We start from the raw sequence: 26,991 nt of genomic DNA, 5'->3' as shown, positions 1-26,991 counted from the left end.
GCAGCGAGCTTTACAGGTAGAGGCAGAGAGGACGGGGCAAAAAGGACAGAGTATGGCCATGACTATTCATTGCGACATCGTCAGTGCTGAGGAGGAGATTTTCTCAGGACTGGTGGAATCGCTGATTGCGACCGGTGAGATGGGGGAACTGGGTGTGAACTACGGTCACGCGCCCCTGTTGTCTTCATTGATTCCCGGGCCCGTGCGTATCACCCTGCAGAACGGTGAAGAGCAGGTGTACTACGTGTCCGGTGGTTATCTCGAAGTGCAACCCGGTGTGGTCTCTATCCTCGCGGACACGGCTATGCGCGCCGCTGATGTTGATGAAGCAGCAGCTGAGGAAGCGCGGCGGGATGCCGAACAGGCGCTGGCCAATCAGACCGGTGATTTTGATTACGGTCGGGCGTCTTCTCAGCTTGCGGAGGCGGCAGCCCAGCTGGCGACTCTTCGGAAGATGCGGAATCGCGCGGGACGCTGAGACGTCTTCGTGGCAACACAAAAACCCCGGCAATGACCGGGGTTTTTTATGCCTGCTATTTGAGTCGATCTATTTCAAGTCTTTGCTGCGGGCTTCCAATTCAGGGCGCGCTCAATGGAGGCAATCATGTCGCCGGCAATGTCCTTACCGGTGGCTGTCTCGATACCCTCAAGGCCCGGCGATGAATTCACTTCCAGTAGCAGAGGGCCTTTTGCCGAGCGAATGATATCCACACCGGCCACCTGCAGCCCCAGAGCTTTAGTAGCCTTGATTGCGAGTCGACGCTCTTCCGGGGTGATGCGAACCAGTGCCGCGGACCCGCCCTGATGCAGGTTTGCCCGGAACTCTCCCGGTGCGGCCCGGCGCTCGATGGAAGCGATGACCTTCCCGTCGATGACGAAACAACGGAGATCCCGGCCTTGCGCTTCCTTGATGAACTCCTGCACCAGCAAGTTGGCGTTGAGGGACTTGATGGCATTGATAACGCTTTCACCGGCTTTGCGGGTTTCGGCAAGAACCACCCCTCGACCCTGGGTGCCCTGCAAGAGCTTCACGATGAGAGGCGCTCCTCCCACCATATCGATAAGCTCTGCCGTATCCATGGGAGAGTTGGCAAAGCCCGTAGTGGGTATCTCCAGACCCTTGCGTTGAAGCAACTGCAGGCTGTACAGCTTGTCCCTTGAGTAACTGATGGATGAAGCATTGTTGAGAGGATAAACGTCGATGCTCTCGAAATGGCGTGTCAGGGCGCAGCCATAGAAGGTCAGCTGCGGCCGTATGCGCGGTATCACCGCATCAATATCATTGAGAATCCATCCGCCGCGATAGTGAATTTCCGGGGTTTCCGCATCGAGTTTCATGTAGCACAGCTTGATGTCCAGAAACACCATTTCGTGACCGCGGTTTGCGCCTGCCTCCATGAGGCGTTTGTTGCTATAAAGCTCGGGATTGGATGCAAGGACGCCTATTTTCAGTCCCGAGGATGGTTCCGTGGCGACGCCATACATCTGCGAAAGCTGGGTGGGCGTAAGGTCCCCCACGCTGAAGCTCGCCGCAGGGTCTACGAGCATACGACCGCTCATGGCCTCGCGTCCCAGAAGCATGCGATACCCCATGGTGTCGCGATTGCTGAGGGTAAGCTCGATATCGAAACTCGATCCGCCTATGTGTACCGAGCTGTTGATGACATAGCGTTTTTCCCGGTCACCGCTGGAGCTTTTTACAAAGCGACGGTCGATAACCGGTGATTCGCAGCGCACGGTGGTTTTGCGGTTGCGCTGAATGGGGTGGACTTCAAAACTGATCCACTTTTCGCCGTTGCGGTTAAAGGGATGAATATTGAACGCGTGAAGCGATGAGGTCTTGGCGCCGCTGTCTACCCGGGCTTTTACCGCGGGTATGCCGAGGGCTGGAAAGGAACACCACTCTTCGCTGCCTACAATGAGCTTCTGATCCTGATTCACTCTCAAGTCCGTTTATGTCTCATGAATATCGGAGGCTATCAGTGATTGATGGTCTTTGTCTGCCAGTCTTTCAGCCTGTGAACCAGTCGGTATTAGTCGCGTTGTAAACCCCGGAACAGTCAGTACTATCGGGTATCGGATTTTTCAAAGGGCCGGACCACCGGGCTATTTTTATGAAGCTTGAAGTCGTCATTCTCGCCGCAGGCCAGGGAACGCGTATGCGTTCTGATCTACCCAAAGTTTTGCACCCTCTGGCGAACAAGCCCCTTCTTGCGCACGTGCTTGCCAGCGCCCGGATGCTGATGCCGGTGCGCATTCACGTGGTCATAGGCCACGGCTCCGAGCTGGTTCGCGAAGCCTTGGACGCCGAGGATCTGGTCTGGGTCATGCAAGAAGAACAGCTGGGTACCGCCCACGCGGTACTCCAGGCCATGCCGGGAATCGACGGTGACTCCACGGTGTTGATTTTGTACGGTGATGTGCCGCTGTTGCGTGCTAGCACGTTGGAAGGTCTCATCGACAACGCACCGGCATTGTTGACGGCGGTGCTTGATGACCCCGAAGGTTATGGTCGGGTACTGCGCGATAGCGGCGATCAGCTCGAAGGCGTGGTGGAGCATAAAGATGCCACGGAGGAGCAGCGGCGGATTTCTGAAATCAACACAGGTGTTCTCGCCTACCCTGCTTCGCTCCTCGCGGACTACCTACCGCGGGTGGGCAATGCCAATGCTCAAGGGGAGTTCTATCTCCCCGATGTACTGTCCATGGCCGTGAAAGACGGCCATTGCGTCGCCGCCCTTCGCGCGGACGAGGCCTCGGAGGTTATGGGTATCAATGACCGAATCCAGCTTGCCGAGGCCGAGACCGTTCATCGCGAGCGCGCCGCCGTCGCATTGATGACCGCCGGTGTGTCTCTCGCAGATCCCGCGCGCATCGACGTTCGGGGAAGTCTGCATTGTGGACGGGACGTGTTTATTGACGTGAATTGCGTGTTTGAAGGTGAAGTCACTATTGGCGAGGGCGTCCACATTGGTCCCAACTGCGTTTTGAAAAACTGCACCGTGGGCGTCGATACACAAATACACGCAATGAGCCATATCGATGACAGTCAGGTGGGTGGCAGTTGTTCCGTGGGGCCCTATGCCCGTTTGCGACCGGGAACAGTCCTCGCTGACGGCGCGCGTATTGGCAACTTTGTAGAAACCAAGAAAGCGACGATTGGGCCGGGCAGCAAGGTGAATCATCTGAGCTATGTCGGGGACGCCGAGTTGGGCGGTGGTGTCAATATTGGCGCAGGCACCATTACCTGCAATTACGATGGCGTGAACAAACATAAAACGTCCCTGGGAGACGATGTTTTTATCGGCTCCAACAGCACCCTGGTGGCACCGCTGGACGTTGGCGAGGGCGGATTTGTTGCAGCGGGATCAACGGTTACCCGGGATGTGCCCGAAAGCTCCCTGGGTGTTTCCCGTGCAAAGCAGCGCAATATCGCAGAGTGGCAGACGCCTAAACAGCGGGCCGAAAACGACGAAACTCAGAGCGGAGACTGATCCATGTGTGGAATTGTGGCTGCGACGGCGCGGCGCGAAGTATCAGAGATTCTCCTTGAAGGCTTGCGACGACTGGAGTATCGCGGCTATGACTCAGCGGGTATGGCGCTCATCGACAACGAGCAGCGTCTTCAACTGCACAAATACCAGGGGAAGGTGGCTGCTTTGGAAGAGGCGCAGACCCTTAACCCGATTCTCGGTTGCACGGGCATTGCCCACACGCGCTGGGCCACCCACGGGCAGCCCTCTGCAGCCAATGCTCACCCGCATATTTCGGGGCAGCGTATTGCCGTGGTGCACAACGGCATCATCGAAAATCACAAGGCCCTACGCGAAGAGCTGAGCGATGCCGGTTACGACTTTGTCTCTGCCACGGATACCGAAGTGATCGTTCACTTACTTCATAAATCAGTAAGCGAAGGCAATACCTTATTGGAGGCTATGCGCTCCACCGTATCCCTTCTTGAAGGAGCCTATGCCCTGGCGGCAATAGATACCCACAGTCCTGAGGAAGTCGTAGCAGCACGATCGGGGAGTCCCCTGGTGGTGGGCGTGGGCATTGGCGAGCATTTTCTGGCCTCGGACACCATGGCCCTCAGGCAGGTAACCGATCGGTTTATCTACCTCGACGAAGGAGATGTGGTGGTGTGCAGCGCCGCGGGCCTGGCGATCTATGATGACGCGGGTGAGCCCGTTCAGCGGGAAATGAAGAAAATTTCCGGCGATGTTGAGGATGCGGATCTGGGTGATTTCGAGCATTACATGCTCAAGGAGATTTACGAGCAGCCTCACGCACTGGCGGCGACCTTTGCAAAAGCGCTCGACCAAAAAGTCGACGACAGTGTGTTTGGCGACGCCGCGGCGGAGGTGTTTGCGAAAACCCGGGCTGTGCAGATCGTCGCCTGCGGCACCAGCTATCATGCAGGCCTTGTGGCCCGCTATTGGCTTGAGGACATAGCAGGGATTCCCTGTCAGGTGGAGGTAGCCTCTGAGTTTCGCTACCGAAAGCGGGTTGCGCACCCCGGCACCCTGCTCGTGACGATTTCTCAAAGTGGTGAGACCGCGGACACCCTGGCGGCTCTTCGTCATGCAGAGCCCGGGGAGTTTGTTGCCAGCCTCGTCATCGCCAACGTCGATAACAGCTCCCTGGTGCGGGAGAGCGACATGGCGTTTCTGACCCGTGCGGGCATCGAGATCGGCGTGGCGTCCACCAAGGCGTTTACCACGCAATTGGTGGCGTTCCTGATGCTGGCCCTGGTTCTTGGCCGTCACCGGGGCCTGAGTCCAGAGCGGGAACAGCTGCTCCTGGATGGCCTGGCGCAATTGCCTGAACTCGTGAAGCAGACCCTGAAAATCGATCCACAGATTGAGGCCATGTCCGCCGCTTTTATCCAGAAGCATCACGCCTTGTTTCTCGGACGGGGTATTCAGTACCCCATTGCCATGGAGGGCGCTCTTAAGCTCAAGGAGATTTCCTATATTCATGCTGAGGCTTACCCGGCTGGTGAGCTCAAGCATGGACCCCTCGCCCTGGTGGATGCGGACATGCCGATTGTCGCCGTTGCGCCAAACGACGATCTCCTGGATAAACTCAAGTCCAACCTTGAAGAGGTGCGCTCTCGCGGTGGAGAGCTGTATGTCTTTGCCGATGGGTCTGCGGGTTTTAAAGATGAGCCGGGCGTGCACGTGCTGGCCATGCCTCACACGCCCGAGATTCTGCAGCCGGTGATTTATACCGTGGCCTTACAGTTGCTGGCGTATCACGTGGCTCTGCAAAAGGGGACCGACGTGGACAAGCCTCGAAACCTGGCCAAGTCAGTCACCGTCGAGTAAGCCCTGTCTAAAAGGTATAGACCATCCGCCCGAAGAGATTCGTTCCCATCGCAGGTAAACGCTCTCCCGTCGCGATGTCCGGGTTTCTTACCCGGTTGTAGCCGCTAAGGTGGGGCGCATATTCCCGGTCGAAAACGTTATCGATACCGATAGCCAGCTGCAGCGATGGTGATACCTGCCAGGTACCTCTCAAATTAACGATGGCATACCCGGAAGACTCAAGCTCCCTGTTCGTGGCGCTGACATTGTTCTGGGCGCTGTAACCCACGGTTTCTAACATTGTGCTCCAGTTGTCTCCCGCATAGCTGAGCCGTAGAGATGCGTTCGGCGGTGCGATGCGATAGAGATTGTCATCAATGTCTTTGCGCTCCCCGCGGACATAATTAACAAGCCCCGACAGCTCCATGCGCTCAGACAGGCGCCAGGCCCAATCCATGTCAAAACCATAGAGCGCAGCATCGACATTACTGAACTGCAGTGGATCGGCACGGTTGGTGCCATTCATGTTGTTCATCATGCGCACCATCATGGTTGCAGGATGGGTACCTTCCAAGGCCGTGCCCTGGATATAGTCATTAATCCGGTAATAAAACACCCGGGGATGCATGGTTATCCGGTCCCCGGCGAAGTCCAGGCCGAACTCGAGGTTATGGGCCTCTTCGGAATCGAGGTTGATATCACCGATATACAGTTGTCCATCGGCAAGTCCGCCCGTGGCTTCAAGAGGCAGCCATAGATACCGTTCCTGATAGCTCGGTGCGCGCTGCTTTTGAGCAAGTCCCATATAGAGAGACAGCGCATCGTTGACTGCGTAATTGAGCTTTGCAACGAGATCAACATTGTTATCAGTCTGGTCGCGATCCGCAGCATTAAACGCGTCGCGTAAAGCCTGCGCAGGAGGCATCATCATTGCCGGTGTGCCGTTTACTTCTCCGGCATTGCTGCGAACGCGATTTGCGCGGACGCCTAGCTCCACCCTGATGTGCTCGCTGATGTTTTGCTCGCGCTCCAGGTATCCGCCAACAAGACTCCGCTCTGCCCCATTAAAGTTCACCACGAAAAACATCGGATTGTTGGGGTTGTCGATGTTCGAGTTGTGATTCTCGTCGAAGCCGTCAATACCAGCGCGCCAGCCCCCGGTGTCATCTGCCAGAGATGCCTCCAGCTTGAACCCGCTGTTTCTGGTATCGGCGATGTTGCGACGCCAGGATTCCGGGGACACCGGTGATGGGCGAAGCGCATAGTTACTCATGCCATGGTCCAGTTCGCTGGCGTAGATAGAAGCCGATAGCTGCGCGCCTTGCTTGGGCTCAAAACGGTAAGCCAATTTGTAGAGATCGCCCTCAAAGTAATCGATGTCCATGGGCAGGGCCGGGGTTCCCGAGCTACCGGTATCGTTGTATCCATAATCAAGCTGAATATTGTGATCCCCCCAGCGGAAGCCGTAGCCAAGGTCGTAGCGCTGGCGCTCATAGCGGCTGGGAAGAATAGTGCCACCGGGAAACTCTGCGTCGTCGCCATCCTGCAGCATTGCCGCCACCTTGACCCGATGCTGGTCATTCGCTGCCTGGAGGTCGGCATCAATCTGATACCCGGTGTTGACGGATTGGGCACTGCCGACAAGTCGACCCTCCGTGCGGATTTGGTCGTCAGCGCTAAACGCCATACGTCGGGTGCGGGCGTCGATGGCGCCGCCCACGGATTCCTGGGCAACACTCACCGGTGCAATACCCCGATAGACCTCTAGTGCTTCAAGCTGGGCTGTTACCGCATAGGACAAAGGCGGATCCATCCAGTTAGGCCCCGCTGGGGCAAGAAGGCTGCCATCGAGGGATACGGAGATACGCGGCCCAAAGAGTCCTCGATATTGAGGAATGCCGGTAATCGGTCCGTTGGTGGCAACGTTTGCGCCCGGGGCATCTCGAAGTAGTTCAGCCGCGTCCGGCGAGATGCTCAGTGCTTCACTGACATCAATGGTGCGGGTGTCATGCCGAGCGGTGATAATAAGTTCTTCCAGGTCCAGCGCAGAGGCGGTATTAGTCGCAGCAACTGCGATGAGAGCAGCGCACAGGCTGCTCCGTCCGTGATGTATGTACATGTCAATCTCCCTGATGCGCAGGCGCGCACAGCAAAAGGGCCCCGTCGACAGCTGAGCGACGAGGTTTAGGTGTTTTGTTGCAGCCAGGGTGTCTGGCGGGAAGATTTAAACCGGAGGAGAGCGCACAGGTGGCCGCAGCCAGGCTATTCTTTGATGGGACCTACGCGGTGCAGGCTTGTATACAGACCCACGGGGAGCCAGGGCATCGCCGTCGCTGCCTGAGCTACTGGCAACAGCGCTGCCTGCTCCGGCAAAAATACATCCGCTATCTGCCGAGATTTCGCTGATATTGCTACCGTGGCCGTCACCATGATCCATCGTTCGATCTGGTTGATGATGCCCGCTGTGGTGCTGCTGCTTGTCACTGCTGTGAGAAACGCCGGACAGTGCATCGATGATGAGCGAACTACGAGCGTCTCCGGGGCATAGATGAAAGGCCGTTCCGGAACCCAGAGGCGCCGCCATATGCCCCGCAGGCACGATGCCCGCGGTGAGGATATAGCAAATCGTCGCGAGCACCGCGAACAAGGTGTTTCGCTTGTTTTTTATGGACTGCCGGGTGGTTTGGAGCAAAAAGAAATTCGCGTATCAGCGCATCTGGACTGGCATTATAGGGTCTTTATGCAGCTATTTCCTCAATATAACGCAGGGCTGTCATGGCGTGATAGGTCGTGTTTTCGTAGGGCACGGTCACTGGCTCCGGGTCTACTATCTCTATCGGTGTTTCATTGGCCATGGCGATTTCCAAAGCCATCATGGTGATATTCACGCTAAACGACGTTCCCATAAACACCATGCGTTCAGCACCTATCATCCGCGATCGCGCCTCGGATATACGGTAAAGCTCCGTGTAGTATTCATCAAACAGTAAAACAAAGGGTTTGTAGGACTCACCTATCCTAGGTCGGTCCCTTATACGAAACACGGAGCGCAGGCTGTCATCCAGTCTGTTTTCCTCGACTTCATCCCAGGGTGTATACAGGGCCGTAACCTGGTCGGCGAGATTCTGATCATGAAAAATCGTCATCTGGTCGAGGCGACCGTGGATGGCGATGTAGTCTTTGTTGCCGGCTTTGCCGTCCAGGCCGTCAATGTTCTGGGTAATCAGGTTTTTATCTGCCAGCCACCGATGCACGGCATTCGGGCCATGATGCCGGTAGCTTGCAAAGCGCTGGTAGTACCAACGAAGAAACTGCAAAGGGTCGTTCTCGTACATGGCGCGGGTCGCCATTTCCTGAGGCGTGTAGTTTCGGCTACCTATGGTCCAGAAACCGTCCTCGCCCCGAAAGGTAGGAATACCACTTTCCGCGCTAACGCCGGCGCCGGTGATGTATAGCGTTGTCATAGAACCCTCGGCAATCAGCTATAGAAATATGCGATGAAAAACACGTTCGAGTTCATGGGCCTCTCCCCTGAAAGAATCTACGGGTGGCATCATCTGCAGGATAAAACGCTTCTACGCGTAGCTCATCGGTGGTGATGTCCTGAGGTGTCCCGAACGTTGACATCACCGTAAACAGCGAAAGGTGTAAACCGTCGATATCAAGTTCCAGGGGCATGACCGGTAATAGCGGTTCCGGTGTCGTGTGAGCTACGGGTATGTCGCCGGCACTGCGAATGAGCGCCTCCACATGGGCGATGACGGCGTGTTGGCCCGAGGCCAGTGCCTCGCTGCGCAGTCGTTGGATAAACAGGGGGAGTGCCTCTTTCCAGTTGGAAAGATAGCGTCGCAAACCGTCGGGAGAGAGCGTCGCGGCGGCGAGATTGAAAGTACCGCTCTCGCCTTGCCTGCCCGTGCCGGTATCAACATCATATCCGCAGCCTCGTTCGCCATGATCCGGTCCCAACGTCGATTCACGACAACCGCCGGGAATGGCATGTGATGGTCGAGTACGGCATTGAGTGCTTCGCTGACCGGTGCCATATGCGGCTCTTCGAGGCCCGATTCAAGGTAGTGCGGTGCGAAGCCGGCGGCATGGAGCAGCGTGTTGCGTTCCCGCAGGGGTACTTCCATGGCATCGGCCAGTTTGAGCACCATGTCCCGGCTGGGCTGGCTGCGCCCTGTTTCAAGCCAACTCAGATGCCGCTGGGAAATGTCCGCCGTTTCTGCCAGGTGCAGCTGCGATAAGTTGCGACGCTGCCGCCATTGCTTACACAGCGCAGGGAAGGTGCTCATAGCGGTGTTCATATCCAGCTCCCGGGTGTCAGCAGCGCGCAGCGATGACGCCGGCGCCAAACCTTAGACGACCCAGTGTGCCGGCGGTGGGTGAATCAATTCAATAACCTCCCGGGTCATTGAGTCAACGCCAGGCCGACAGCATGCTGACCCTGCATACGAAAAACCCCTGCCGCACACTTATTGGAGCTGTTTTTATGAATCGACGCATTTTTTCTCTGATTATTCTTGTTCCCTTTGCCATCCTCACGGGGTGGTCTCTCATGAACGGTGGAATCTCCGGTATTCTGGCAACACATAAAACGCCGGGTGGTCTGCAGGTTTTCGTGGACCTGGTGATTGCATTGATACTGCTTCTGAGCTTTCTTGTGCCTCATGCGCGTGCCCGGGGCCGCAACCCCTGGATCTGGGTCGCGCTCACCCTGGTTCTGGGGTCTTTTGGTCCACTTCTCTACCTCGCCACGGTAAAGAGCCCAAAAGAGCCCAGATGTATAGACCCACACTCTGCAAGCGCTTCTTTAAAATGAGTCACCTGAGGCCAGCTGTTCTCCTGTAAACGGGTTTTTATGCGACCTGACCCGCAAATTACCAATGGGACTCTGGCTCCTTACTTCCTTATTCCCTAGGCTATCTCCGAGGCTTTGATTTGTCGGCGTTTTTAAAACCCGGTGATGGCATGTAGCCCGAAGGGAGGCAAGCATCATGGTTGTACATGGAGACTTTGTGAAACATACGGAAGCAAACAGTTCTGCAACTATCGGCGGAGATCAGCCGCTGAGCAAGCGGGAACAGGCAACCGTGTCTGCCATTTGCAGTCGGGTTGTGCGCGTCCTCGGTCTTCAGGATCGGGACGGACTTCAGCGGGACCTCGCCATTGTGCAGGCAAACTGCCCTATCGATCTGGAAGCACTGGCCGCTGCCTCCGAGCTCGTTTTTATGGAAGAGCTTTTGTCTATCGTCGACGCTACGGACCGCACTACGGGGTCTTTAAAAGGAAACTTCAACTCACGCTTTATGCTTGATGCTCCGGGCCTCAAACTCGTTTGAGTTTTTCTCGCTTTACTTGTTCGCTGCTTTGAAGGCGCGCAAAGCGACGTTGAACTTCTCTGCTACCGCCTCCTCGGCAGACACCGCCGCGTTATAGGCATCAATAGACCTGGCGTAGTCAGCCTGTGCCAGGGCCTTGCTATCTTCATCGGTTGCGCTTCTGGCATCGGCTTCGGCAGCCGAATACCTGGCCTCCAGGCACTGCATGTATTCCATATTGCTTGCCTGGAACGCTTTAACGGCTTTCTGGCCGGCGAGCATCGCCTCCATCGTCGCCTCGGAGCCATCGGGCACCAGCGGTTGACCGGGCTTCTGGCACTGATCGTCAGCCTGGGCCGTGCTTGCCAGGGCCCCGCCAAGGGAGAGGGCCAATGCGGCGATGGTGAGCATGGAAAAAGGAATACGGCTGGATTGTGTTGGACTGTGTTTCACCTGCTTACACCTCTCTTAACAATAGTCAGTGATCGTCGATAGTCAGTTTTTTCCGACCCACAACCTCGGCAGCTGGTACTGCCGCTCGAGGGCGGTTGCGACGCGCTCCGCGGAATCCTGATCGGCAAGACCGATGACCCGAACGCGATACAGTGTTTTGCCTGCCGCCGTGGCGGTTTGCACCGTGACTTCGCCACTTTCAACGCTAAGCTTGTTGGCCCAGCGATCAGCGATGTTGCGGTCTGCATAGGATCCAAAGTTTACAAACCAGGGGCCTTTAACTGCTGCCACGGTGCTTTGGGCTGCGGTCGTAGGGGCCTTCGAGGCCCTCGCCGCTGCAGCGGCCTCCGCAGCCCTTCGCTGTGCAGCCGCTTCTGCGGCGGCCTCTTCCTGGGCGCGTTTTTCTGCGGCGGCGCGGGTCTGAGCGGCTTCCAGTGCCTCCAGCTCTGCCAATCGCTCCGCCAGCGCGTCGTTTTCGGCGGTCAGGGCCTCCAGCTCTGTGCTCAGAGATTCATTTTGTAGTTGGACCTGCCGCTGTCGCTCCCGTTCCATCTCGGCTTCTTCGGGGCTGACGGTGGTTGCCAGCTTTGCCTGCAGGTCCCGGATCTCCGCCTGCATGTCGCTCCGCTGCTGCATCACGCCAAAGCCACCGACGGCGAGGAGCAGAAGCGCTACCACTACGACGGCAATCATCCCCAGGGGAAAGGTTCGGCCCTCCTCCATCGATGCCGCGGTTACGGGAGGCCTTGCGACCACGGGGTCTTCGTCTTCAGCCTTGCTCATGCTCTCGGTCTCAAAGGGTGCGGCTTTCTCCACACTGCTTGCCGCAGCTGGGGAAAGGGTTGCCAGGGGCGGGTCGAGATCCTCTTCGTAATCCTCTACCGCGGGAAGCTCTTCGTCTTCCGGTGGGTCGAGATCATTCAAAAAGTCATCGACAAACTCTTCTTCAAAGTTTTCCTGATCTTCGCTAAAAGCTTCCCGTTGGCCCATATCCTCCTCGGATTTCCCTCCATCACTGCTCGCCATGCTTTCCTCGACCTCTGCTTCAGCAAAGGGGTCATCGATATGGTCATCTTCGTCGTCAGTAAAAACACCCAGCTCCGGATAATCCGAGGCTTCGGACGACCGTTTGAGCGCGGCCTCGTCGGTCGTTACAGGTTCGGGATCTTCTTCAGGAATGGGCTCCGGTACTCCGTAGTCTTCCACGTCAGCCAGAGGGTCATCCTGTTCGTCAGCCGCGCTCAGGTGATCACTGTCCGACAGGTCGGGGCTATTGCTGTCGCTGCTTTCTTCCCCTGAGTCATCAAACAACAGCTCCTCATCATCAAGGCTGGACCCCGGGAGCTCTTCGGCGCTCACTGTATCTGGAATGCCCATGGTCTCTGGAGTGCCCACGGAAACGGGTGAGTCACTCGGAAAGCTGTCATCGGGAGTGTCATTCTGTTGCCTAACTTCAGGCAGCTCGCTCAAAGGCACCTCGGGAGCTGGCCAGTCGGCCAGAGGATCATCAAGTTCGCTGGCAAAGGCGGCGTAGCCCGGGTCCACGTTCTGGTAATCGTCATCGGCGCCGGGAATAGCGCTGTCATCGTCGCGATCAACAAAGCCCGGATCGCTATCGTCATCCCGATCAACAAAGAAATCGCGGTAGTCTTCGTCTTTGGTCCCCGGGTCGCTGTCCCGACCAATGTCATCATCCGCAGTGAAGGATGGGCTGTTCTCCCCCGCAGAGGCTCCGATTTCCGGATCTTCGTCTTCTCTTGCCATTTGGTTTAGCTACCGGCTATGGGCCCTCAAGGATATTAGCAGAGCGATAGCAGCGACGCTCGCCATTGGCATTTTCCGTGAGTGATGCCGGCGATGCGGTTAGAATGGGGCAATGGATGTAAGTGATATTTTGACGGGCTTAAACGACGCCCAGCGCGATGCCGTCGCTGCTGAAAGTGGGAACATGCTGGTGCTTGCAGGCGCGGGATCCGGCAAGACCCGTGTGCTGGTGCATCGCATTGCCTGGCTGATCCGTGCCGAGGGTTTATCGCCCCACGCGGTGTTGGCGGTTACCTTTACCAACAAGGCGGCGCGGGAGATGCGGGGACGCATCGAGCACATGCTACAGATACCCACCCATAGCATGTGGGTGGGGACCTTTCACGGTCTGGCACACCGGCTCCTTAAGACGCACTGGAAAGAAGCGCGCCTTCCCCAGAACTTCCAGATACTCGATAGCGACGATCAGCTACGTCTGGTGAAACGCGTGTGTCGGGAGTTGCAGCTGGATGAGTCCCGCTGGCCGCCAAAGCAGGCGCAGTGGTACATCAACGCACAAAAAGACGAGGGGCTCCGGGCGGCGCATATCGAACCACCCCTGGGTGATCTCTACATCAAGACCATGTTGCAGGTCTATGCCGCCTATGAGGAGGCCTGCGAACGCGGGGGCATGGTGGATTTTGCGGAGCTGTTACTGCGCGCCCACGAGCTCTGGCTGCACGCGCCCGAAGTGCTGGCTCATTATCAGGGGCGCTTCCGGCAGATCCTGGTGGACGAATTTCAGGACACCAACACCATTCAGTACGCCTGGCTCCGCGTGTTGGCGGGGGACCGAATACCGGTCGTTGCCGTCGGTGATGACGACCAGTCCATCTATGGCTGGCGCGGCGCGAAAATCGAAAATATTCAGCGTTTTGGTGAGGACTTCGGGGGGGCCAAGGTCGTACGCCTGGAGCAGAACTATCGCTCTACCCAGACAATACTTCAGGCTGCGAACGGGGTTATTGGCAATAACAGTGGTCGCCTGGGTAAGGAGCTCTGGAGCTCCGGCGAGACCGGTGAACCCCTGCAGCTCTATGCCGGCTTTAATGAGCAGGATGAAGCCCGTTTTATCGTTGAGCAGATCGAAAACTGGGTAAGCAATGGTCAGGCGCGACGGTCCGTAGCGATACTCTACCGCTCAAACGCACAATCCCGGGTATTGGAGGAGGCGCTCCTTCGCAGCGGTCTGCCCTATCGTATCTATGGTGGTCAGCGCTTCTATGAACGCCTGGAGATTCGCAATGCCATGGCCTATCTCCGCCTGCTGGTCAGCCGGGGAGATGATGCGGCCTTTGAGCGGGTCATCAACACGCCACCCCGAGGCATAGGCAGTAAGACCCTGGACGTGTTGCGGGCAACGGCTCGAGAGCAGCAGTGCTCCCTATGGCATGCAATACAGGCCTGCCAGGAGCACAAGTTACTGCCTGCCAGGGCGCTGACAGCCATGGATGGATTTCGGGTGCTGGTGGACGAACTGGACACGCTCACCGATCCCATGACCCTCGAGGAACTGGTGGATCAGGCGATACGCCGGTCCGGTTTGATTGCCTACCACGAGAAAGAAAAGGGCGAGAAAGGTCTTGCCCGGGTGGAGAACCTTGAGGAACTGGTCAGTGCCGCACGGACCTTTGTTCCCGAGGGTGACGAGCTTTCGCCGCTACAGCAGTTTGTGGACAGCGCTGCGCTGGATGCTGGCGAGGGTCAGGCAGACCCTCATGAAGACAGCGTGCAGTTGATGACATTGCACTCGGCCAAAGGTCTGGAGTTTCCCTTGGTGATCCTGGCGGGCATGGAGGAGAACCTGTTTCCTCACCGTATGTCCATCGAGGAGCCGGGTCGTTTGGAAGAAGAGCGGCGTCTTTGCTACGTGGGTATCACCCGGGCTATGGAGCGGCTGATTCTCACTTATGCCGAGAGTCGGCGTTTGCATGGCAGTGACAGCTACAATCCGCCTTCGCGCTTTGTGCGGGAGATACCCTCGGAGCTGGTCAACGAGGTGCGCCTGCAAACGAAGATTAGTCGTCCCGTGAGTCAGTTGTCGGGCAGTACCCCGGCGGCTGATACGGGGCTGAACCTTGGTCAGCGCGTGTACCACCAGATGTTTGGCGAGGGCGTTGTTCTGAACTTTGAAGGACGCGGAAGCAATGCACGGGTCGAGGTGAACTTTGCCTCCGAGGGCACCAAGTGGCTGGTGGTGCAGTATGCAAAGCTGGAGGCGCTGTAAGCGCATCATTCTCCACAAAAAAATAAAAAGGCCGAAACAACGGCCCGAGGCAAAAGTGATATGAGTAAGGCATCAGGGATTAACCGCGAGGCGTTGGCAGTATTGTTACTGGCGGCGGCACTCGTATTGCTCATCGGCTTGTGGGCCTTCGAGCGGGTAGCCGATGATCGGGCGGCGGGGCCGGGAAATGACGGCCAGCTGGGTCAGGGTGGCGACAATATCGAGTGGAAGCTGGTAACCACCTGGCCCAAAAACCTGCCGGGCCTTGGGCACACGCCGGAGGTTTTTGCGCAAATGGTCCGGGAAATGAGCTCGGGTCGCTTGAACATTCGCGTATATGGAGCCGGTGAAATTGTTCCGCCCTTTGAAGTCTTTGACGCCGTGTCTTCCGGCGTTGCCCAGGTGGGTCACGGGGCCAGCTATTACTGGAAGGGCAAAATCCCCTCCTCGGTTTTTTTCACCGCCGTGCCCTTTGGCATGACCGCGCAGGAAATGAACGGCTGGCTTCACTACGGCGGCGGCATGGAGATCTGGCGGGAAGTGTACGCACCCGCGGGTCTGGTGCCCTTTGCCGGCGGCAGCAGCGGCGTGCAGATGGCGGGGTGGTTTAACCGCGAGATTAAATCCCTGGATGACCTCAAGGGATTGCGCATGCGTATCCCGGGTCTCGCCGGCGAGGTGTTCAGCGCCGCAGGCGGTGAAGCCGTGCGTATTCCCGGGGGCGAGGTCTACACCGCCTTACAGACGGGGGTGATCGATGCCGTGGAGTGGGTGGGGCCCTACAACGATCTGGCTCTGGGACTCCATGAGATTGCGGAGTATTACTACTACCCCGGCTGGCACGAGCCGGGCTCCATGCTTGAGTTTATTGTGAATGAGGATGCGCTTAACGCCCTCCCCCAAGATCTCCAGGCGATTGTTCGCTACGCCGCCCGGGCCGCCAATCAGGACATGCTCGATGAGTTCACGGCGCGCAATAATCGGGCGCTTCGCGAAATGATTGAGGTACATAAGGTAAAGCTTCGCAGGTTACCTGACGATGTGCTCGCTGCCCTTTATCGCGGCGGTGAAGAGGCCATGGCCCGAATGATCGAGAAAGACCCTCTGGCGGCCAGGGTGAATGCCTCTTTTCAGGCCTTTTTGAAAGATGTTCGCGCCTATCACGAGATATCCGAGCAGTCTTACATCAATGTTCGCAGGGATCTCATGGGGCCGTTGATTGACGAGTGATAAGCCATTGTCCCCGGGCTTGAGTCTGAATGCATTGCGACGGTCTGATCTTTAAACCCGTCGAGTCACCTGGCCCGGGAAGCATCTTCCCTCTACGATGCGTTGATGTTGTTCAGCCAAAGCTTCCACGCTCCGCAACGCAGACCTGTCCTTCTCGCCTCCTGGGGGTTTGTGCTGGTTCTTATGGCGCAACTTTCCTTTGCCCAGAAATCCCAGCCTCTTAATCTGATCCTCAAGGAAGAGGCGCTACCGGGGGTGGTTTGGGCAACGATTGATGAAAGCGAAGTCATAACCGGCGGTAGCGGTTACGCAGAGTTGTCCTCTAAAAAGCCCATGACGGCGGATAGCAAAGTGCAGGTGGGATCGGTCACCAAAACCCTCGTTGCTGTGGCGGTGTTGCACCTGGTCGCTGAAAAGCGCGTGAGCCTGGATTCCGACCTTGAACAAATCCTTCCATCTCTCAATTGGGACAACCCCTGGCGAGATGAGACGCCGATTACCCTAAGGCACTTGCTCGAGCATACGGCGGGGCTGGATAACCTGCGCATGTGGCAGTTTCTAAATTCGGCGGTATCGCCCGATACGCCTCTTGAGGCGGCCTTTCCCCAGGATCAAGACCGCCTTTTGCGCCTGCGTACACGGCCCGGCAGTCAGTATTCCTATTCCAATATGGGCTACGCCCTCCTGGGTCTTGTGATTGAAAAGCTCACACAAGAGCGATACGAGGATTATTTGAACCGTGAGCTACTTCAACCTCTGGATATGCATGACAGCAGCTTTTCTTTCATTACCCAGGACCAGGATTCCCGTCTTGCCATGGGGTATCTCGAGGCGGGTGTAGAGCAGCAATCGGTCCCGATGTTTTTGCGCCCCGCCGGGCAGTTCACCACCACCGCTGCTGACATGCAGAGCCTTCTTGGTTTCCTCCTCGGCGACGGTAGCCTGAATGGCGAGCCATTTATTGAAGCCCAGCACATGGAGAGTCTCGGGCGACCGTCGACCACTGATGCCTATAAGGCTGGCTTATCTATGGGGCATGGTCTCGCCTTGGCAAGGAGGGACAGACATGGCGTTATAGCTGAGTGCCATCCCGGCGAAACGTTTGGATTTCGCGCGCAGCTCTGCCTGTTTCCCTCGGAGGAAAAGGCGTTTTTCTACGCGGTTAATGCGGACGACGAAAACGCTGACTATGAACGCTTTACTCAGTACTTTATTAGTGCACTGGATGTGGAGCCGCCGCCCCCAACGCCGGTGACGCCCAATGCAGCCCTGGAGCCGTATGTCGGCCTGTATAAGTTGGCACCAAACAACATGGCAGAATTTGCCTGGCTCGACTGGGTGTTTAACTCGGTGTGGCTTAGCGTGGATCAAGGGCGTCAGGGTCTTGTCATGCACTCACTTCAGGGTCAGGAACGGCTGCTCCTGCCCCTGGGCGGTGGCCTGTTCCGTGATGCGGAGCGAAGCGTGGCCTCCCATATCTTTTTTGGTGATGAACAAACAACATTGAGTTATGGACTCACCACCTGGAAGAAAGCGTCACCCGTGTCGCTATTGCTTGCATGGCTGAGTCTCGCTGCGGGTATCCTGGGCTTGCTTTACATAGTACTGCGCGGCACATGGTTAAGCCGCCCCGGCACAGCGATGGCAGATAACGCGCTGCTGTTGCCGTGGATCTGCGTGCTGTCCTTTGCCCTTCCCGTGTATCTCTACGCCGGGCAGCCCTTTCTTCAATTCGGAGAACTCACGGCGGCGAGTGCACTTCTGGCGGTTATCAGTGGACTTCTGCCATTCTCCCTGGCATTCGCGGCTTACAGATTGCTGCGACGCAGCAAGCCGTTCCTCCCGGATCTCTTTGCGGTCCTGAGCGGTCTTCAGTTGTGTCTCGTGCTGGTTTTTGAGGGCGTGCTGCCGCTGATTTTCTGGCGTTAAGCGTGCTTTTTGCTGTAGCCCGCAGCGACGGTTTGGCGCCGGTAGCTAGCTCTGCTGGTGACTAATGGTTCGCGTTCTGCGCTGGTCATCAATGGCGACAAACACAAACTCGCCTTCCGTCACTTTGATGGGGTCGCCGTCGTGGGGAGAGTTGATCCATACCTCCACCATTATGCGAATAGACGAGCGTCCGATTTCGATGACGTCACAGAAGCAGGACACGACGGCGCCCACGTGCACCGGGGTGATAAACGCCATGCCATCGATGGCAACGGTGGCCACCCTGCCTTTGGCGACCTCTTCGGCGGTGATTGCGCCCGCGAGGTCCATTTGCGACAGGAGCCAGCCACCAAAGATATCTCCCGAGGCATTCGTGTCCTTGGGCATTGCGATGGTTTGTATGGCGAGTTCGCCCTGGGGTAGTGGTGTAGAGTCTATGTCGCTCATGATCTGCTTAATCTGCGTTGGTCTGAGTTTGTGGTTTGTAGCTAAAAGCTGTTCAAACGCCGAATTTCAACGCAGTTTAGCCGTCATTGCGAGCCAAGGTATAGCGTTTAGAGCTTTGAAGGTAGCCAGGTAGCCAGTTCGGGCCATATCCAGAGGGCTGCGAGCATCAACAGCTGGATACAGATAAACGGTATCACGCCGCGATAGATAGCCGCTGTGGGTACCGAATCCGGCGCCACGCCGCGAAGATAAAAAAGCGCAAAGCCAAAGGGTGGCGTCAAAAAAGAGGTCTGAAGGTTTATCGCTATCATGATGCCCAGCCAGATGGGATCGACGCCCATCAGCAATAATATGGGTCCCACGATGGGCACCACCACGAAGGTGATCTCGATAAAGTCCAGGACAAAGCCCAGGGCAAAGATGACAATCATCACCAGCAGCGTGGCAGAAAACACCCCGCCCGGGAGCTCCGCAAAAAACGCCTGAATCAATTCCTCGCCACCAAAACCACGAAAAACCAGGGAAAACACCGCGGCGCCAATGAGAATCATAAAGACCATGGCCGTGGTTTCCAGGGTGCTGATCACGATTTCCTGAAGCTTTGAGCGATTGACCTCGCCGCGGAATGCGGCCAGGAGCAATGCACCGGTGGCGCCGACTCCCGCGGCCTCCGTGGGCGTCGCGGCACCTGCGAGGATGGAGCCGAGAACCACGGCGATAAGGATCAGCGGTGGCACCAGACCGTGGAGCAATTTGCCCCAGGACATGGTCCGGGTTTTGATCGGGGGGACGCTGTCGGGGCGTAACAGAGCCATCCCCAATATGTACAGACAGTACAGTCCGACGAGCAATAGCCCGGGAATAATTGCACCCACAAACAGATCGCCAACGGATACGGTCTGGGGATTGAATACATCCAGCTTGAGTTGCGCCTGCTGATAGGCACTGGAGAGAATATCGCCGAGGAGAACGAGGGCAATGGACGGAGGAATAATCTGACCCAGGGTACCCGTGGCGCAGATGGTGCCGGTTGCGATGCTGGGGCCATAGCCTGCCCGCAACATGGTGGGCAGCGACAGCAGTCCCATTGTCACCACCGTTGCACCTACGATGCCGGTGCTCGCCGCCAGCAACATACCCACGATCACTACAGAGATCGCCAGTCCCCCCGGAAGGCGACCCAGGAGCGCGGACATGCTCTCCAAAAGTTCCTCGGCCACCTTCGACTTCTCGAGAACGACACCCATCATCACAAACAGGGGTACGGCGATGAGGGTCACATTGCTAATCGTGCCAAAGAGACGACCGGGCAGTGCTTCAAGAAAGGATGGATCAAAGCCGCCGGCGATGGTGCCCACGGCCGCGAACAGTAGAGCGGTGCCCGCGAGGGTGAAGGCCACGGGGTAACCGAGCATCAGCAGACCGCAAACCGCAGCGAACATCCATAGCGCGACGGATCCGTCCATCAGGAATTCTCACCCCAGATAAGCAGTTGGGCATTGCGTGAAATATCTGCGATTCCCGCTATCGCAAGATTAATTGCCATAAGAGGCAACAGGGTTTTGAGCAGATACAAATAGGGGATTCCGCCGGGCTCCGGGGAGCTTTCACGGATGGCCCAGGAGTCAGCGACATAACCCCAGCTTACAAAGACGATTACCGCGCACAGGGGGAGAAGAAACACGATACCTCCAAGGGCATCGACCCAGGCCCGGTGCCGGGCACTGAAGCTGCGATAGAAAATGTCCACGCGCACATGGGCGCCGGTCTTTAATGCATAAGCCACACCCAGCATAAAAAGGCTGCCGTGAAGATAGGTAACGGCTTCCTGCATAGCGATGGCGCCGGTGGCAAAACCATAGCGCAGGGTAACCACGGCGGCCGTGAGCAGTGCCATGGCCAACGCACACCAGGCGAGAAGACGTCCAAAGAACAGCGTAAAGCGATCAACCGCCTGAATAAAAGACGTCCAGTTAAGCACCTTTTTGCTGCCTTTCTTAATGCCGGAAGGCGAGGGTATCATAGCCCACCGCGCGGTCTCTCCTTTGCATAAGGCCTTGAGATCCCAGCCAAAACGCGGACACGGCAACACTTCATCAAGCGGCAAGGATACGGACAATGTTGAGCGTTATTTCACCGGCCAAAACTCTGGATTACGATTCGCCCGTTACCACCAGGAAGGCTACGCAACCGGAATTTCTGGAGCGCTCCGAGGCTCTGGTTCAGGATGCCCGGCGGCTGGATCCTGCGGATATCCGGTCGCTCATGGGCGTGTCCGAGAACATTGCCGCGCTCAACCATCAGCGATTTATGGACTGGCATCGGCCTTTTGACAAAGACAATGCGCGGCAGGCGATCCTGGCTTTTAAGGGCGATGTCTACACGGGTCTCGAAGCCGAGACCATGAACGCCACGCAGCTGGCTTATGCGCAAAAGCATCTGCGTATTCTTTCGGGTCTTTATGGTGTGCTCCGCCCCCTGGACCTTATGCAGGCCTATCGCCTGGAAATGGGGCTGCGCTTTGAGAATAGCGGCGGTAAAAATCTGTATGAATTCTGGGGCGATGCCGTCACTACCAGCCTCAACAAGCAACTGAAAAAAACCGGCACCTCCGTGCTTTTAAATCTGGCTTCCAACGAGTATTTCAAGGCGGTGCAGCCCGGTGCTCTGGACGGTGAGGTGATCACGCCGGTATTTAAAGATCTCAAAAACGGCAAGTACAAGATCATCAGCTTCTTTGCCAAGAAAGCACGGGGACAGATGGCGCGGTACATCATTGAAAAAGAGATCAATGACGTGGCGGCACTGAAAAAATACCGCGTCGGCGGGTATCGCTATAACGCGTCGGAGTCATCGGCCCGGGAGCTGGTTTTTACGCGGGACGAAGCCCCCCTTAGCTGATTACCCCCATCCACCGGTGGAAGCGCGGTGGCCCGCGACCAATAAAGCGACCAATCACAAGGCAGGAAGCCAGAAATGAGTGCAGATAAATCCACGCACCAGGTAGTCATTATTGGCGCAGGCATGTCTGGCCTGTGCATGGGAATTAAGCTTCGCGAGCGTGGTATCACCGACTTTGTCATCCTTGAAAAGTCCCCGCAGGTTGGCGGAACCTGGTATGACAACACCTATCCCGGCGCCTGCTGCGACGTCGCCTCGGTGTTGTATAGCTACTCCTTTGCACCCAACCCTGATTGGTCGCACAAGTTTTCTCCCCATAACGAAATCCGCGCGTATTTTCAGCGCTGCGCTGAAGAATTTGGTCTCCTGTCCCATCTGCGCCTGAGTACGGAGGTCGCGGACGCGAAGTGGCAGGAGGACTCCGGGCGGTGGGAGATTCGACTGGCAAACGGCGAGACCCTCAGCGCCCGAAGCCTGGTGAGTGGCCTTGGCCAGCTCAATTTACCCAATATTCCTGATTTTCCCGGACGCGATACCTTTCAGGGGCATAGCTTTCACTCTGCCCGCTGGGACCACGACTATGATTTGAAGGGAAAGCGCGTGGCGGTCATTGGCAATGCGGCCAGCGCGCTGCAGTTTATTCCGCATATCGCTAAGGAGGTGGAGCAACTCCACGTTTACCAGCGCAGCGCGAACTATGTCATCAAGCGTAACGATCGGGCTTACAAAGACTGGGAAAAGTGGGTTTTTCGCAACGTTCCCCTGGCGCAAAAAGCCCTTCGGGCCATGGTTTATCTTCGCGGGGAGTGGCTTTTCTATCCCGTGCTAAGGAACAGCTCAACCTGGCTGCTTAAGCAGTGGGAAAAATGGTGCAGGGACTATCGCGAGGAGGAGATCGAGGATCAGGAACTGCGGGATAAGCTCACGCCGGACTATCGCCTGGGCTGCAAACGCATTCTGATTTCCGATGACTTTTTTGGCGCCTTTGTACGCGACAACGTGGAGCTGGTGACCTCCCCCATCACGGGCATGGATACCGCTGGCGTGTGCACGGAGGATGAGCTTGAGCGCCCCGTGGACGCGATTATTTATGCGACGGGCTTCAACACCACGCAAATGCACAGTGCCGTGGACTTCAAAGGCGTAAACGGGCTTTCTCTGCAGCAGGCCTGGCGCGATGGCGCAGAGGCTTATCGTGGTGTCTGCACCCATGGTTTCCCGAATTTCTTTATGCTCTATGGTCCCAATACCAATCTTGGGAGCAACTCTATTATTTTTATGGTAGAGCGGCAGGTGGCCTATGTCGTCAATTGCATTGACAAGCTTCTGAGCCATGATCTGGCGGCGCTGGATGTGAATGAAGAGGTGCAGGTGGCCTACAGCGCGCGTATGCAGGGAGAGCTGGCGCAAACGGTATGGGTGGCAAACTGCGAAAGCTGGTACAAGAATGCCGCGGGCAAAGTGACCAACAACTGGCCCCGGTCCACGCTTACCTATTGGTGGCATATGCGAAGCCCTGACTTCGCTGATTTTGATATGCGCGTGTAAGCGTGCAGGATCTGCCCTTTTCTCAGGCTGCGGAAAACAACTGCGCCCCGATCCTCCGTGAGCTCCAGAGCCTGCTGGCAGGCTCTAGATCGGTTTTAGAAGTGGGGGCCGGCACCGGGCAACATGCAACCGCCTTTGCTGCGGCTATGCCGCAACTCCGGTGGCAAGCCACTGAGCATCCCCGTTCTATGGCGATGCTGCGCCCCCGCTGTGAGCTGGCCAAGCTCGATAACCTGCTCCCACCCATAGCGCTGGATGTTTCTGAGACCCCCTGGCCCGAGCCCTGGCCCGATGCCGTGTACACCGCGAATACTCTGCATATTGTGTCGAAAGCATTGGTAGAGCGCTTTTTTGGCGCCTGTGCTGCTCAGGGATCAGAGGGCTCTCTGTTGATCGTGTACGGACCCTTTAACTACGAGGGTAAGTTCACCTCGGAATCCAACGCCGATTTTGATCGCTGGTTGAAGGACCGCGACCCCGAAAGCGGTATTCGCGACTTTGAGTGGGTAGACTCTCTTGCACGTCGGGCCGGCTACCGCTTACAGGAAGATATTGCGATGCCGGCTAACAATCGTTTAGTCGTATGGAAGCTGCAAAGAACCTAGGGACTTCGCAAGCTGCGATGTAACAACTTCTGGAAAGGAATGAATAATGAGCATGCCCAAAACACTGTTGCTGTCACTGGCGTTTTTCGTACTCGGTAGTGCTGCGGTATCTGCCGACACGACGGACCCCTTGCCATCCTGGAACGACACGCAGTCCAAACAGTCGATCATGGCTTTCGTAGAAAGGGTCACTCGAAAAGGGTCTTCTGACTTCGTCCCCGTATCCGAGCGAATAGCGACCTTTGATAATGACGGCACGCTTTGGGCCGAGCAGCCAATGTACTTCCAGCTCTTCTTTGCCGTTGATCGGGTCAAGGCTCTCGCAAAAGAGCACCCGGAATGGAAGACGGAAGAGCCCTTTGCTTCGCTCCTTGCCGGGGATGTGCAATCGGTGCTCGCCGGCGGTCTCGAATCGGCTGTGAAGATTGTCATGGCAAGTCATGCGGGAATGACTACGGAAGAGTTTGAGGAAATCGTGAACGAGTGGTTGGAGACCGCAAGACATCCCGTGACGGGGCGTCCCTACACGGAAATGGTGTATCAACCTATGCTCGAACTACTGAGCTATCTGCGTGCCAATGAGTTCAAGACCTTCATTGTGTCCGGGGGCGGTATTGAGTTTATGCGGCCCTGGACAGAGAGGGTTTATGGCATACCGCCGGAGCAGGTCGTCGGAAGCAGTATTAAAACCGAGTTTGCGATGGAGGATGGCAAACCGGTTCTGCGGCGTCTGCCTGAAATCGACTTTATTGACGATAAGGAAGGTAAGCCCGTGGGGATCAATTCACATATTGGACGTCGCCCTGTTTTTGCGGCAGGTAACTCCGATGGTGACCTTCAGATGCTGCAGTACACCGCGGCGGGAGAGGGTCCGCGACTGATGCTGTATCTTCACCATACGGATGGAGAGCGGGAGTGGGCCTACGATCGGGAGTCGAGCATTGGCAAACTCGATAAAGGCCTTGATATCGCAAAGGAGCAGGGCTGGACCGTTATCGACATGGCTCGGGATTGGCGCAGGGTTTTTCCCGCGGGCAGTTAGGGGAATCGATCTGGCTGCTAGCAGCCGGTGTTATGGCGGATTGTGAATACCGGTTTGAGCGTCAGGGGTCCTCTGTCGAAGACGCTTTAAACGGGAGCATGGTCATGGCGTCCCGGCGGTATTCCTCCACATGTGTTTGTTCCTCACGGGTAAAGTTGCCCACAGCGTGATCGAGTTCCGGCTGAGCGACCCAATGGCAGGATAGGGTTGTGGTGGGCTCGAAGCCCCGCTGGATTTTGTGTTCCCCCTGGGCACCAGGATCAAAGCGTTTCAAGCCGTGGCGAATGCAATACTCGATGCCCTGGTAGTAGCAGGTTTCAAAGTGCAGGCAGTCGTATTCACGGCTGCAACCCCAGTAGCGACCGTAGAGCGTGTCTCCATCACGAAAGTAGAGGGCGCCCGCCACGGGTACACCCTCTTTCTCGGCCATGGCCATGAGCACTTGCTCTCCCATGTTGGCAGCCACCTCCAAAAAGAACTCCCGAGTGAGGTAGCCACCGTGACCGCTGCGTTTTGCATAGGTCATCTGATAAAAACGGTGGAAGACTGCCCAGTCTTCTTCCGAGAGCTCGGTGCCGTCACGCATGCTGAGACTAAGGCCCTGTTCGCTTACGCGGCGACGTTCTTTTCGCAGGGACTTGCGCTTGCGACTGGAGAAGGTGCTCAGAAAATCGTCAAAGTCCTTATAGTCACGGTTATACCAGTGAAACTGCACCTGATGACGGGTATGGAGTCCCGCTGCCGCCAGGGCCCGGGCATCGTCCGCCCGGGGAAACAGCACATGCCAGGACGATGCACCGAGGCTCACCGCCAGTTCCGGCATCTGCTCCCGAAAGCTTGCCCAGAGAACATCAGGATCAAGATCCGCCGCATGGAGCAGGCGTGGACCCGTCGCCGGCGTAAAGGGCACCGCCGTCACGAGCTTTGGGTAGTACTCAAGACCCATACGACGCCAGGCATCCGCCCAGGCCCAGTCAAAAACGTATTCGCCGTAGGAGTGACTCTTCAGCCACGCAGGGAGAATCGCGAGGGTGCGGTCCTGATCTTTTAGCCGGATATGCGCAGGGGTCCACCCCGCAGCAGGCGTGGTGCAGTCAGCCTGTTCGAGGCCCAGGAGAAAGTCGTGACGGAAGAAGGGGTAGTCATCGCGCCGCAGGGCATCCCACTCCGTGGGAGATAGCCGGCTAACGCTGTTCAGTACCTCCAGAGAGAGGCTCATGGCTCTGGCAGCCTCAGGCCTCTAGGGCGTAGTTGGCGACGATGCCCAGAAAGATGGTCAAACCGACCCAGTTGTTGTGCAAAAATGCGCGGAAACATGCTGCCTCTTCGCGTTCGCGAATCAAGTACAGGTGGTAGCCAAACAGACCGGCGGTGACCAGCAGGGACAGAAAATACGGCCAACCCAGACCGAACTCTCTTCCCGCCAATGCCAAAGCCGTGAGGCACAGTACCTGTAATACGGCAATGACGCTGCGGTCGGATTCCCCGAAGAGAATGGCGGTGCTCTTTATGCCGATTTCCAGGTCGTCTCTGCGATCTACCATGGCGTACTTGGTGTCATAAACCACGGTCCATAACGCACTGCCGGTAAACAACAGCCACAGCGCGGGGGGAAGGTTGTTTTGCTGCGCGGCAAAGGCCATGGGGATGGACCAGGAAAATGCCAACCCCAACACCACCTGGGGCAGATGGGTGTAGCGCTTCATGAGGGGATAGCAGGACGCGAGCATCAGCGCCGGCACCGACAACATGATGGTCATGAAATTGGTCATCATTACCAGGCCAAAAGCCATGAAGCACAGCACGGCAAAAAAGGCGAGGGCTTCGCCCACGGTGACGTCCCCGGTGACCAGAGGCCGATTGCGTGTGCGGCTTACACCGCCATCGAAATTTCTGTCCGCCAAATCGTTAATGATGCAGCCGGCGGAGCGCATGAGCAGGGTACCCATGCCAAAGATCAGCAGCAGCTTGAGATCCGGAACACCCTCCGCCGCAATCCACAGTGCCCAGAGCGTGGGCCACAGCAGCAGCAGGGTACCGATGGGTCGGTCCCAGCGAATCAGCTGCAGCAGCGCCGTAAACTTACTCGTCTGCCTGCTGGTGGATGACATGGTGGTGCTCATGGATGACGAATGGTCTCTTCGCTGCGTGGGTTGCTTATTCTATCGGGAATCAGGCC

The 26,991-nt window shown here is 57.0% G+C and carries 24 protein-coding genes and 1 pseudogene; 12 read left to right on the top strand and 13 right to left on the bottom strand.

All coding sequences use genetic code 11. From position 1 onward, the window contains the following. The first annotated feature begins 52 nt into the window (after window positions 1–52). Window positions 53–478 carry a F0F1 ATP synthase subunit epsilon gene (locus KT71_RS00920; RefSeq protein ID WP_008293395.1) on the top strand — a complete coding sequence of 142 codons (426 nt, stop codon included), beginning with the start codon at window positions 53–55 and terminating at the stop codon, window positions 476–478. 74 nt (window positions 479–552) lie between these two features. On the opposite strand, the gene rimK is transcribed toward KT71_RS00920, so the two are convergent. Then, window positions 553–1,941: a 30S ribosomal protein S6--L-glutamate ligase gene (gene rimK, locus KT71_RS21465; RefSeq protein WP_008293396.1), complete on the bottom strand. Its 1,389-nt coding sequence runs from the start codon at window positions 1,939–1,941 to the stop codon at window positions 553–555. A 173-nt stretch (window positions 1,942–2,114) separates the two neighbouring features. On the opposite strand from rimK, the gene glmU reads away from it, so the two are divergent. Next, a complete protein-coding gene (glmU, locus tag KT71_RS00910; protein ID WP_008293397.1) occupies window positions 2,115–3,494 on the top strand; it encodes a bifunctional UDP-N-acetylglucosamine diphosphorylase/glucosamine-1-phosphate N-acetyltransferase GlmU in 1,380 nt (459 codons plus the stop codon). Window positions 3,495–3,497: 3 nt separating this feature from the next. Further along, on the top strand, window positions 3,498–5,327 hold the full coding sequence (gene glmS / locus KT71_RS00905; RefSeq protein WP_023659766.1) for a glutamine--fructose-6-phosphate transaminase (isomerizing): 1,830 nt from the start codon (window positions 3,498–3,500) through the stop codon (window positions 5,325–5,327). Between the two features lie 7 nt (window positions 5,328–5,334). On the opposite strand, the gene KT71_RS00900 is transcribed toward glmS, so the two are convergent. From KT71_RS00900 to KT71_RS21295, 5 genes and pseudogenes are all read right to left on the bottom strand, one after another. After that, window positions 5,335–7,425, bottom strand: coding sequence for a TonB-dependent receptor (locus tag KT71_RS00900; RefSeq protein ID WP_008293399.1), 2,091 nt, complete (start codon window positions 7,423–7,425; stop codon window positions 5,335–5,337). A 143-nt stretch (window positions 7,426–7,568) separates the two neighbouring features. After that, window positions 7,569–7,790: a hypothetical protein gene (locus tag KT71_RS00895; protein WP_152025155.1), complete on the bottom strand. Its 222-nt coding sequence runs from the start codon at window positions 7,788–7,790 to the stop codon at window positions 7,569–7,571. Window positions 7,791–8,044: 254 nt separating this feature from the next. Next, window positions 8,045–8,770, bottom strand: coding sequence for an SIR2 family NAD-dependent protein deacylase (locus KT71_RS00890; RefSeq protein WP_008293401.1), 726 nt, complete (start codon window positions 8,768–8,770; stop codon window positions 8,045–8,047). A 52-nt stretch (window positions 8,771–8,822) separates the two neighbouring features. Further along, window positions 8,823–9,272: an MmyB family transcriptional regulator gene (locus KT71_RS20985; RefSeq protein ID WP_008293402.1), complete on the bottom strand. Its 450-nt coding sequence runs from the start codon at window positions 9,270–9,272 to the stop codon at window positions 8,823–8,825. Between the two features lie 5 nt (window positions 9,273–9,277). Continuing rightward, window positions 9,278–9,601, bottom strand: a pseudogene (locus tag KT71_RS21295) (helix-turn-helix domain-containing protein); the annotation flags it as partial. A 197-nt stretch (window positions 9,602–9,798) separates the two neighbouring features. On the opposite strand from KT71_RS21295, the gene KT71_RS00880 reads away from it, so the two are divergent. Both KT71_RS00880 and KT71_RS00875 read left to right on the top strand, forming a co-directional pair. Next, window positions 9,799–10,128: a hypothetical protein gene (locus KT71_RS00880; RefSeq protein ID WP_023659764.1), complete on the top strand. Its 330-nt coding sequence runs from the start codon at window positions 9,799–9,801 to the stop codon at window positions 10,126–10,128. Window positions 10,129–10,303: 175 nt separating this feature from the next. Then, on the top strand, window positions 10,304–10,648 hold the full coding sequence (locus KT71_RS00875) for a DUF6874 family protein (protein WP_008293405.1): 345 nt from the start codon (window positions 10,304–10,306) through the stop codon (window positions 10,646–10,648). A gap of 12 nt (window positions 10,649–10,660) precedes the next feature. Here the strand turns inward: KT71_RS00875 and KT71_RS00870 are convergent, their stop codons facing one another. Both KT71_RS00870 and KT71_RS00865 read right to left on the bottom strand, forming a co-directional pair. After that, the gene (locus KT71_RS00870) at window positions 10,661–11,080 is read right to left on the bottom strand and encodes a hypothetical protein (protein WP_023659763.1); all 420 of its coding nucleotides are present in this window, start codon (window positions 11,078–11,080) and stop codon (window positions 10,661–10,663) included. Between the two features lie 42 nt (window positions 11,081–11,122). After that, a complete protein-coding gene (locus KT71_RS00865; protein ID WP_008293407.1) occupies window positions 11,123–12,844 on the bottom strand; it encodes an SPOR domain-containing protein in 1,722 nt (573 codons plus the stop codon). Window positions 12,845–12,956: 112 nt separating this feature from the next. On the opposite strand from KT71_RS00865, the gene uvrD reads away from it, so the two are divergent. From uvrD to KT71_RS00850, 3 genes are all read left to right on the top strand, one after another. Beyond that, window positions 12,957–15,110: a DNA helicase II gene (gene uvrD, locus KT71_RS00860; protein ID WP_008293408.1), complete on the top strand. Its 2,154-nt coding sequence runs from the start codon at window positions 12,957–12,959 to the stop codon at window positions 15,108–15,110. A gap of 60 nt (window positions 15,111–15,170) precedes the next feature. Next, window positions 15,171–16,340 (top strand): TRAP transporter substrate-binding protein, encoded by a 1,170-nt coding sequence (locus KT71_RS00855; RefSeq protein ID WP_023659762.1) that lies wholly within the window; start codon window positions 15,171–15,173, stop codon window positions 16,338–16,340. Between the two features lie 183 nt (window positions 16,341–16,523). Beyond that, complete coding sequence (locus KT71_RS00850; protein ID WP_169729133.1) at window positions 16,524–18,269, top strand: serine hydrolase domain-containing protein; 1,746 nt, start codon at window positions 16,524–16,526, stop codon at window positions 18,267–18,269. 45 nt (window positions 18,270–18,314) lie between these two features. Here the strand turns inward: KT71_RS00850 and KT71_RS00845 are convergent, their stop codons facing one another. The 3 genes from KT71_RS00845 to KT71_RS00835 all read right to left on the bottom strand — a co-directional run bounded on the left by KT71_RS00845 (window position 18,315) and on the right by KT71_RS00835 (window position 20,697). Then, a complete protein-coding gene (locus tag KT71_RS00845; RefSeq protein ID WP_008293411.1) occupies window positions 18,315–18,716 on the bottom strand; it encodes an acyl-CoA thioesterase in 402 nt (133 codons plus the stop codon). 107 nt (window positions 18,717–18,823) lie between these two features. Beyond that, window positions 18,824–20,182: a TRAP transporter large permease gene (locus KT71_RS00840; RefSeq protein ID WP_008293412.1), complete on the bottom strand. Its 1,359-nt coding sequence runs from the start codon at window positions 20,180–20,182 to the stop codon at window positions 18,824–18,826. Continuing rightward, on the bottom strand, window positions 20,182–20,697 hold the full coding sequence (locus tag KT71_RS00835) for a TRAP transporter small permease subunit (protein WP_040362571.1): 516 nt from the start codon (window positions 20,695–20,697) through the stop codon (window positions 20,182–20,184). The genes KT71_RS00840 and KT71_RS00835 overlap by 1 nt, the downstream gene beginning before the upstream one ends. A gap of 137 nt (window positions 20,698–20,834) precedes the next feature. Between KT71_RS00835 and yaaA the strand changes: the two genes are divergently transcribed. From yaaA to KT71_RS00815, 4 genes are all read left to right on the top strand, one after another. Continuing rightward, window positions 20,835–21,617, top strand: a complete 783-nt coding sequence (yaaA, locus tag KT71_RS00830; RefSeq protein ID WP_008293414.1) for a peroxide stress protein YaaA — start codon at window positions 20,835–20,837, stop codon at window positions 21,615–21,617. A 75-nt stretch (window positions 21,618–21,692) separates the two neighbouring features. Further along, window positions 21,693–23,165, top strand: coding sequence for a flavin-containing monooxygenase (locus tag KT71_RS00825; protein WP_023659760.1), 1,473 nt, complete (start codon window positions 21,693–21,695; stop codon window positions 23,163–23,165). 2 nt (window positions 23,166–23,167) lie between these two features. Next, window positions 23,168–23,770, top strand: a complete 603-nt coding sequence (locus tag KT71_RS00820) for a DUF938 domain-containing protein (RefSeq protein WP_008293416.1) — start codon at window positions 23,168–23,170, stop codon at window positions 23,768–23,770. Window positions 23,771–23,816: 46 nt separating this feature from the next. Beyond that, complete coding sequence (locus tag KT71_RS00815) at window positions 23,817–24,812, top strand: HAD family hydrolase (RefSeq protein ID WP_008293417.1); 996 nt, start codon at window positions 23,817–23,819, stop codon at window positions 24,810–24,812. A gap of 61 nt (window positions 24,813–24,873) precedes the next feature. Here the strand turns inward: KT71_RS00815 and KT71_RS00810 are convergent, their stop codons facing one another. Both KT71_RS00810 and ubiA read right to left on the bottom strand, forming a co-directional pair. Next, window positions 24,874–26,031, bottom strand: a complete 1,158-nt coding sequence (locus tag KT71_RS00810) for a GNAT family N-acetyltransferase (RefSeq protein WP_008293418.1) — start codon at window positions 26,029–26,031, stop codon at window positions 24,874–24,876. 13 nt (window positions 26,032–26,044) lie between these two features. Then, window positions 26,045–26,935 carry a 4-hydroxybenzoate octaprenyltransferase gene (gene ubiA / locus KT71_RS00805; RefSeq protein ID WP_008293419.1) on the bottom strand — a complete coding sequence of 297 codons (891 nt, stop codon included), beginning with the start codon at window positions 26,933–26,935 and terminating at the stop codon, window positions 26,045–26,047. Between the last annotated feature and the right edge of the window lie 56 nt (window positions 26,936–26,991).

The organism is Congregibacter litoralis KT71, assembly GCF_000153125.2.
Lineage (GTDB): Bacteria > Pseudomonadota > Gammaproteobacteria > Pseudomonadales > Halieaceae > Congregibacter > Congregibacter litoralis.
Note: the sequence above shows the minus strand (reverse complement) of the source record. Positions and strands in the feature narration are given on the sequence as shown.

Bases quoted from the DNA above. Each gene is read 5' to 3' on its own strand.
- KT71_RS00845 (WP_008293411.1), bottom strand. From the start codon at position 18,716: ATGAGCGACATAGACTCTACACCACTACCCCAGGGCGAACTCGCCATA.
- KT71_RS00920 (WP_008293395.1), top strand. From the start codon at position 53: ATGGCCATGACTATTCATTGCGACATCGTCAGTGCTGAGGAGGAGATT.
- KT71_RS00810 (WP_008293418.1), bottom strand. From the start codon at position 26,031: ATGAGCCTCTCTCTGGAGGTACTGAACAGCGTTAGCCGGCTATCTCCC.
- KT71_RS00850 (WP_169729133.1), top strand. From the start codon at position 16,524: ATGGCGCAACTTTCCTTTGCCCAGAAATCCCAGCCTCTTAATCTGATC.
- ubiA (WP_008293419.1), bottom strand. From the start codon at position 26,935: ATGAGCACCACCATGTCATCCACCAGCAGGCAGACGAGTAAGTTTACG.
- KT71_RS00880 (WP_023659764.1), top strand. From the start codon at position 9,799: ATGAATCGACGCATTTTTTCTCTGATTATTCTTGTTCCCTTTGCCATC.
- KT71_RS00855 (WP_023659762.1), top strand. From the start codon at position 15,171: ATGAGTAAGGCATCAGGGATTAACCGCGAGGCGTTGGCAGTATTGTTA.
- KT71_RS00865 (WP_008293407.1), bottom strand. From the start codon at position 12,844: ATGGCAAGAGAAGACGAAGATCCGGAAATCGGAGCCTCTGCGGGGGAG.
- KT71_RS00815 (WP_008293417.1), top strand. From the start codon at position 23,817: ATGAGCATGCCCAAAACACTGTTGCTGTCACTGGCGTTTTTCGTACTC.
- glmU (WP_008293397.1), top strand. From the start codon at position 2,115: ATGAAGCTTGAAGTCGTCATTCTCGCCGCAGGCCAGGGAACGCGTATG.
- KT71_RS00825 (WP_023659760.1), top strand. From the start codon at position 21,693: ATGAGTGCAGATAAATCCACGCACCAGGTAGTCATTATTGGCGCAGGC.
- uvrD (WP_008293408.1), top strand. From the start codon at position 12,957: ATGGATGTAAGTGATATTTTGACGGGCTTAAACGACGCCCAGCGCGAT.
- KT71_RS00900 (WP_008293399.1), bottom strand. From the start codon at position 7,425: ATGTACATACATCACGGACGGAGCAGCCTGTGCGCTGCTCTCATCGCA.
- KT71_RS00890 (WP_008293401.1), bottom strand. From the start codon at position 8,770: ATGACAACGCTATACATCACCGGCGCCGGCGTTAGCGCGGAAAGTGGT.
- glmS (WP_023659766.1), top strand. From the start codon at position 3,498: ATGTGTGGAATTGTGGCTGCGACGGCGCGGCGCGAAGTATCAGAGATT.
- KT71_RS00875 (WP_008293405.1), top strand. From the start codon at position 10,304: ATGGTTGTACATGGAGACTTTGTGAAACATACGGAAGCAAACAGTTCT.
- yaaA (WP_008293414.1), top strand. From the start codon at position 20,835: ATGTTGAGCGTTATTTCACCGGCCAAAACTCTGGATTACGATTCGCCC.
- KT71_RS00840 (WP_008293412.1), bottom strand. From the start codon at position 20,182: ATGGACGGATCCGTCGCGCTATGGATGTTCGCTGCGGTTTGCGGTCTG.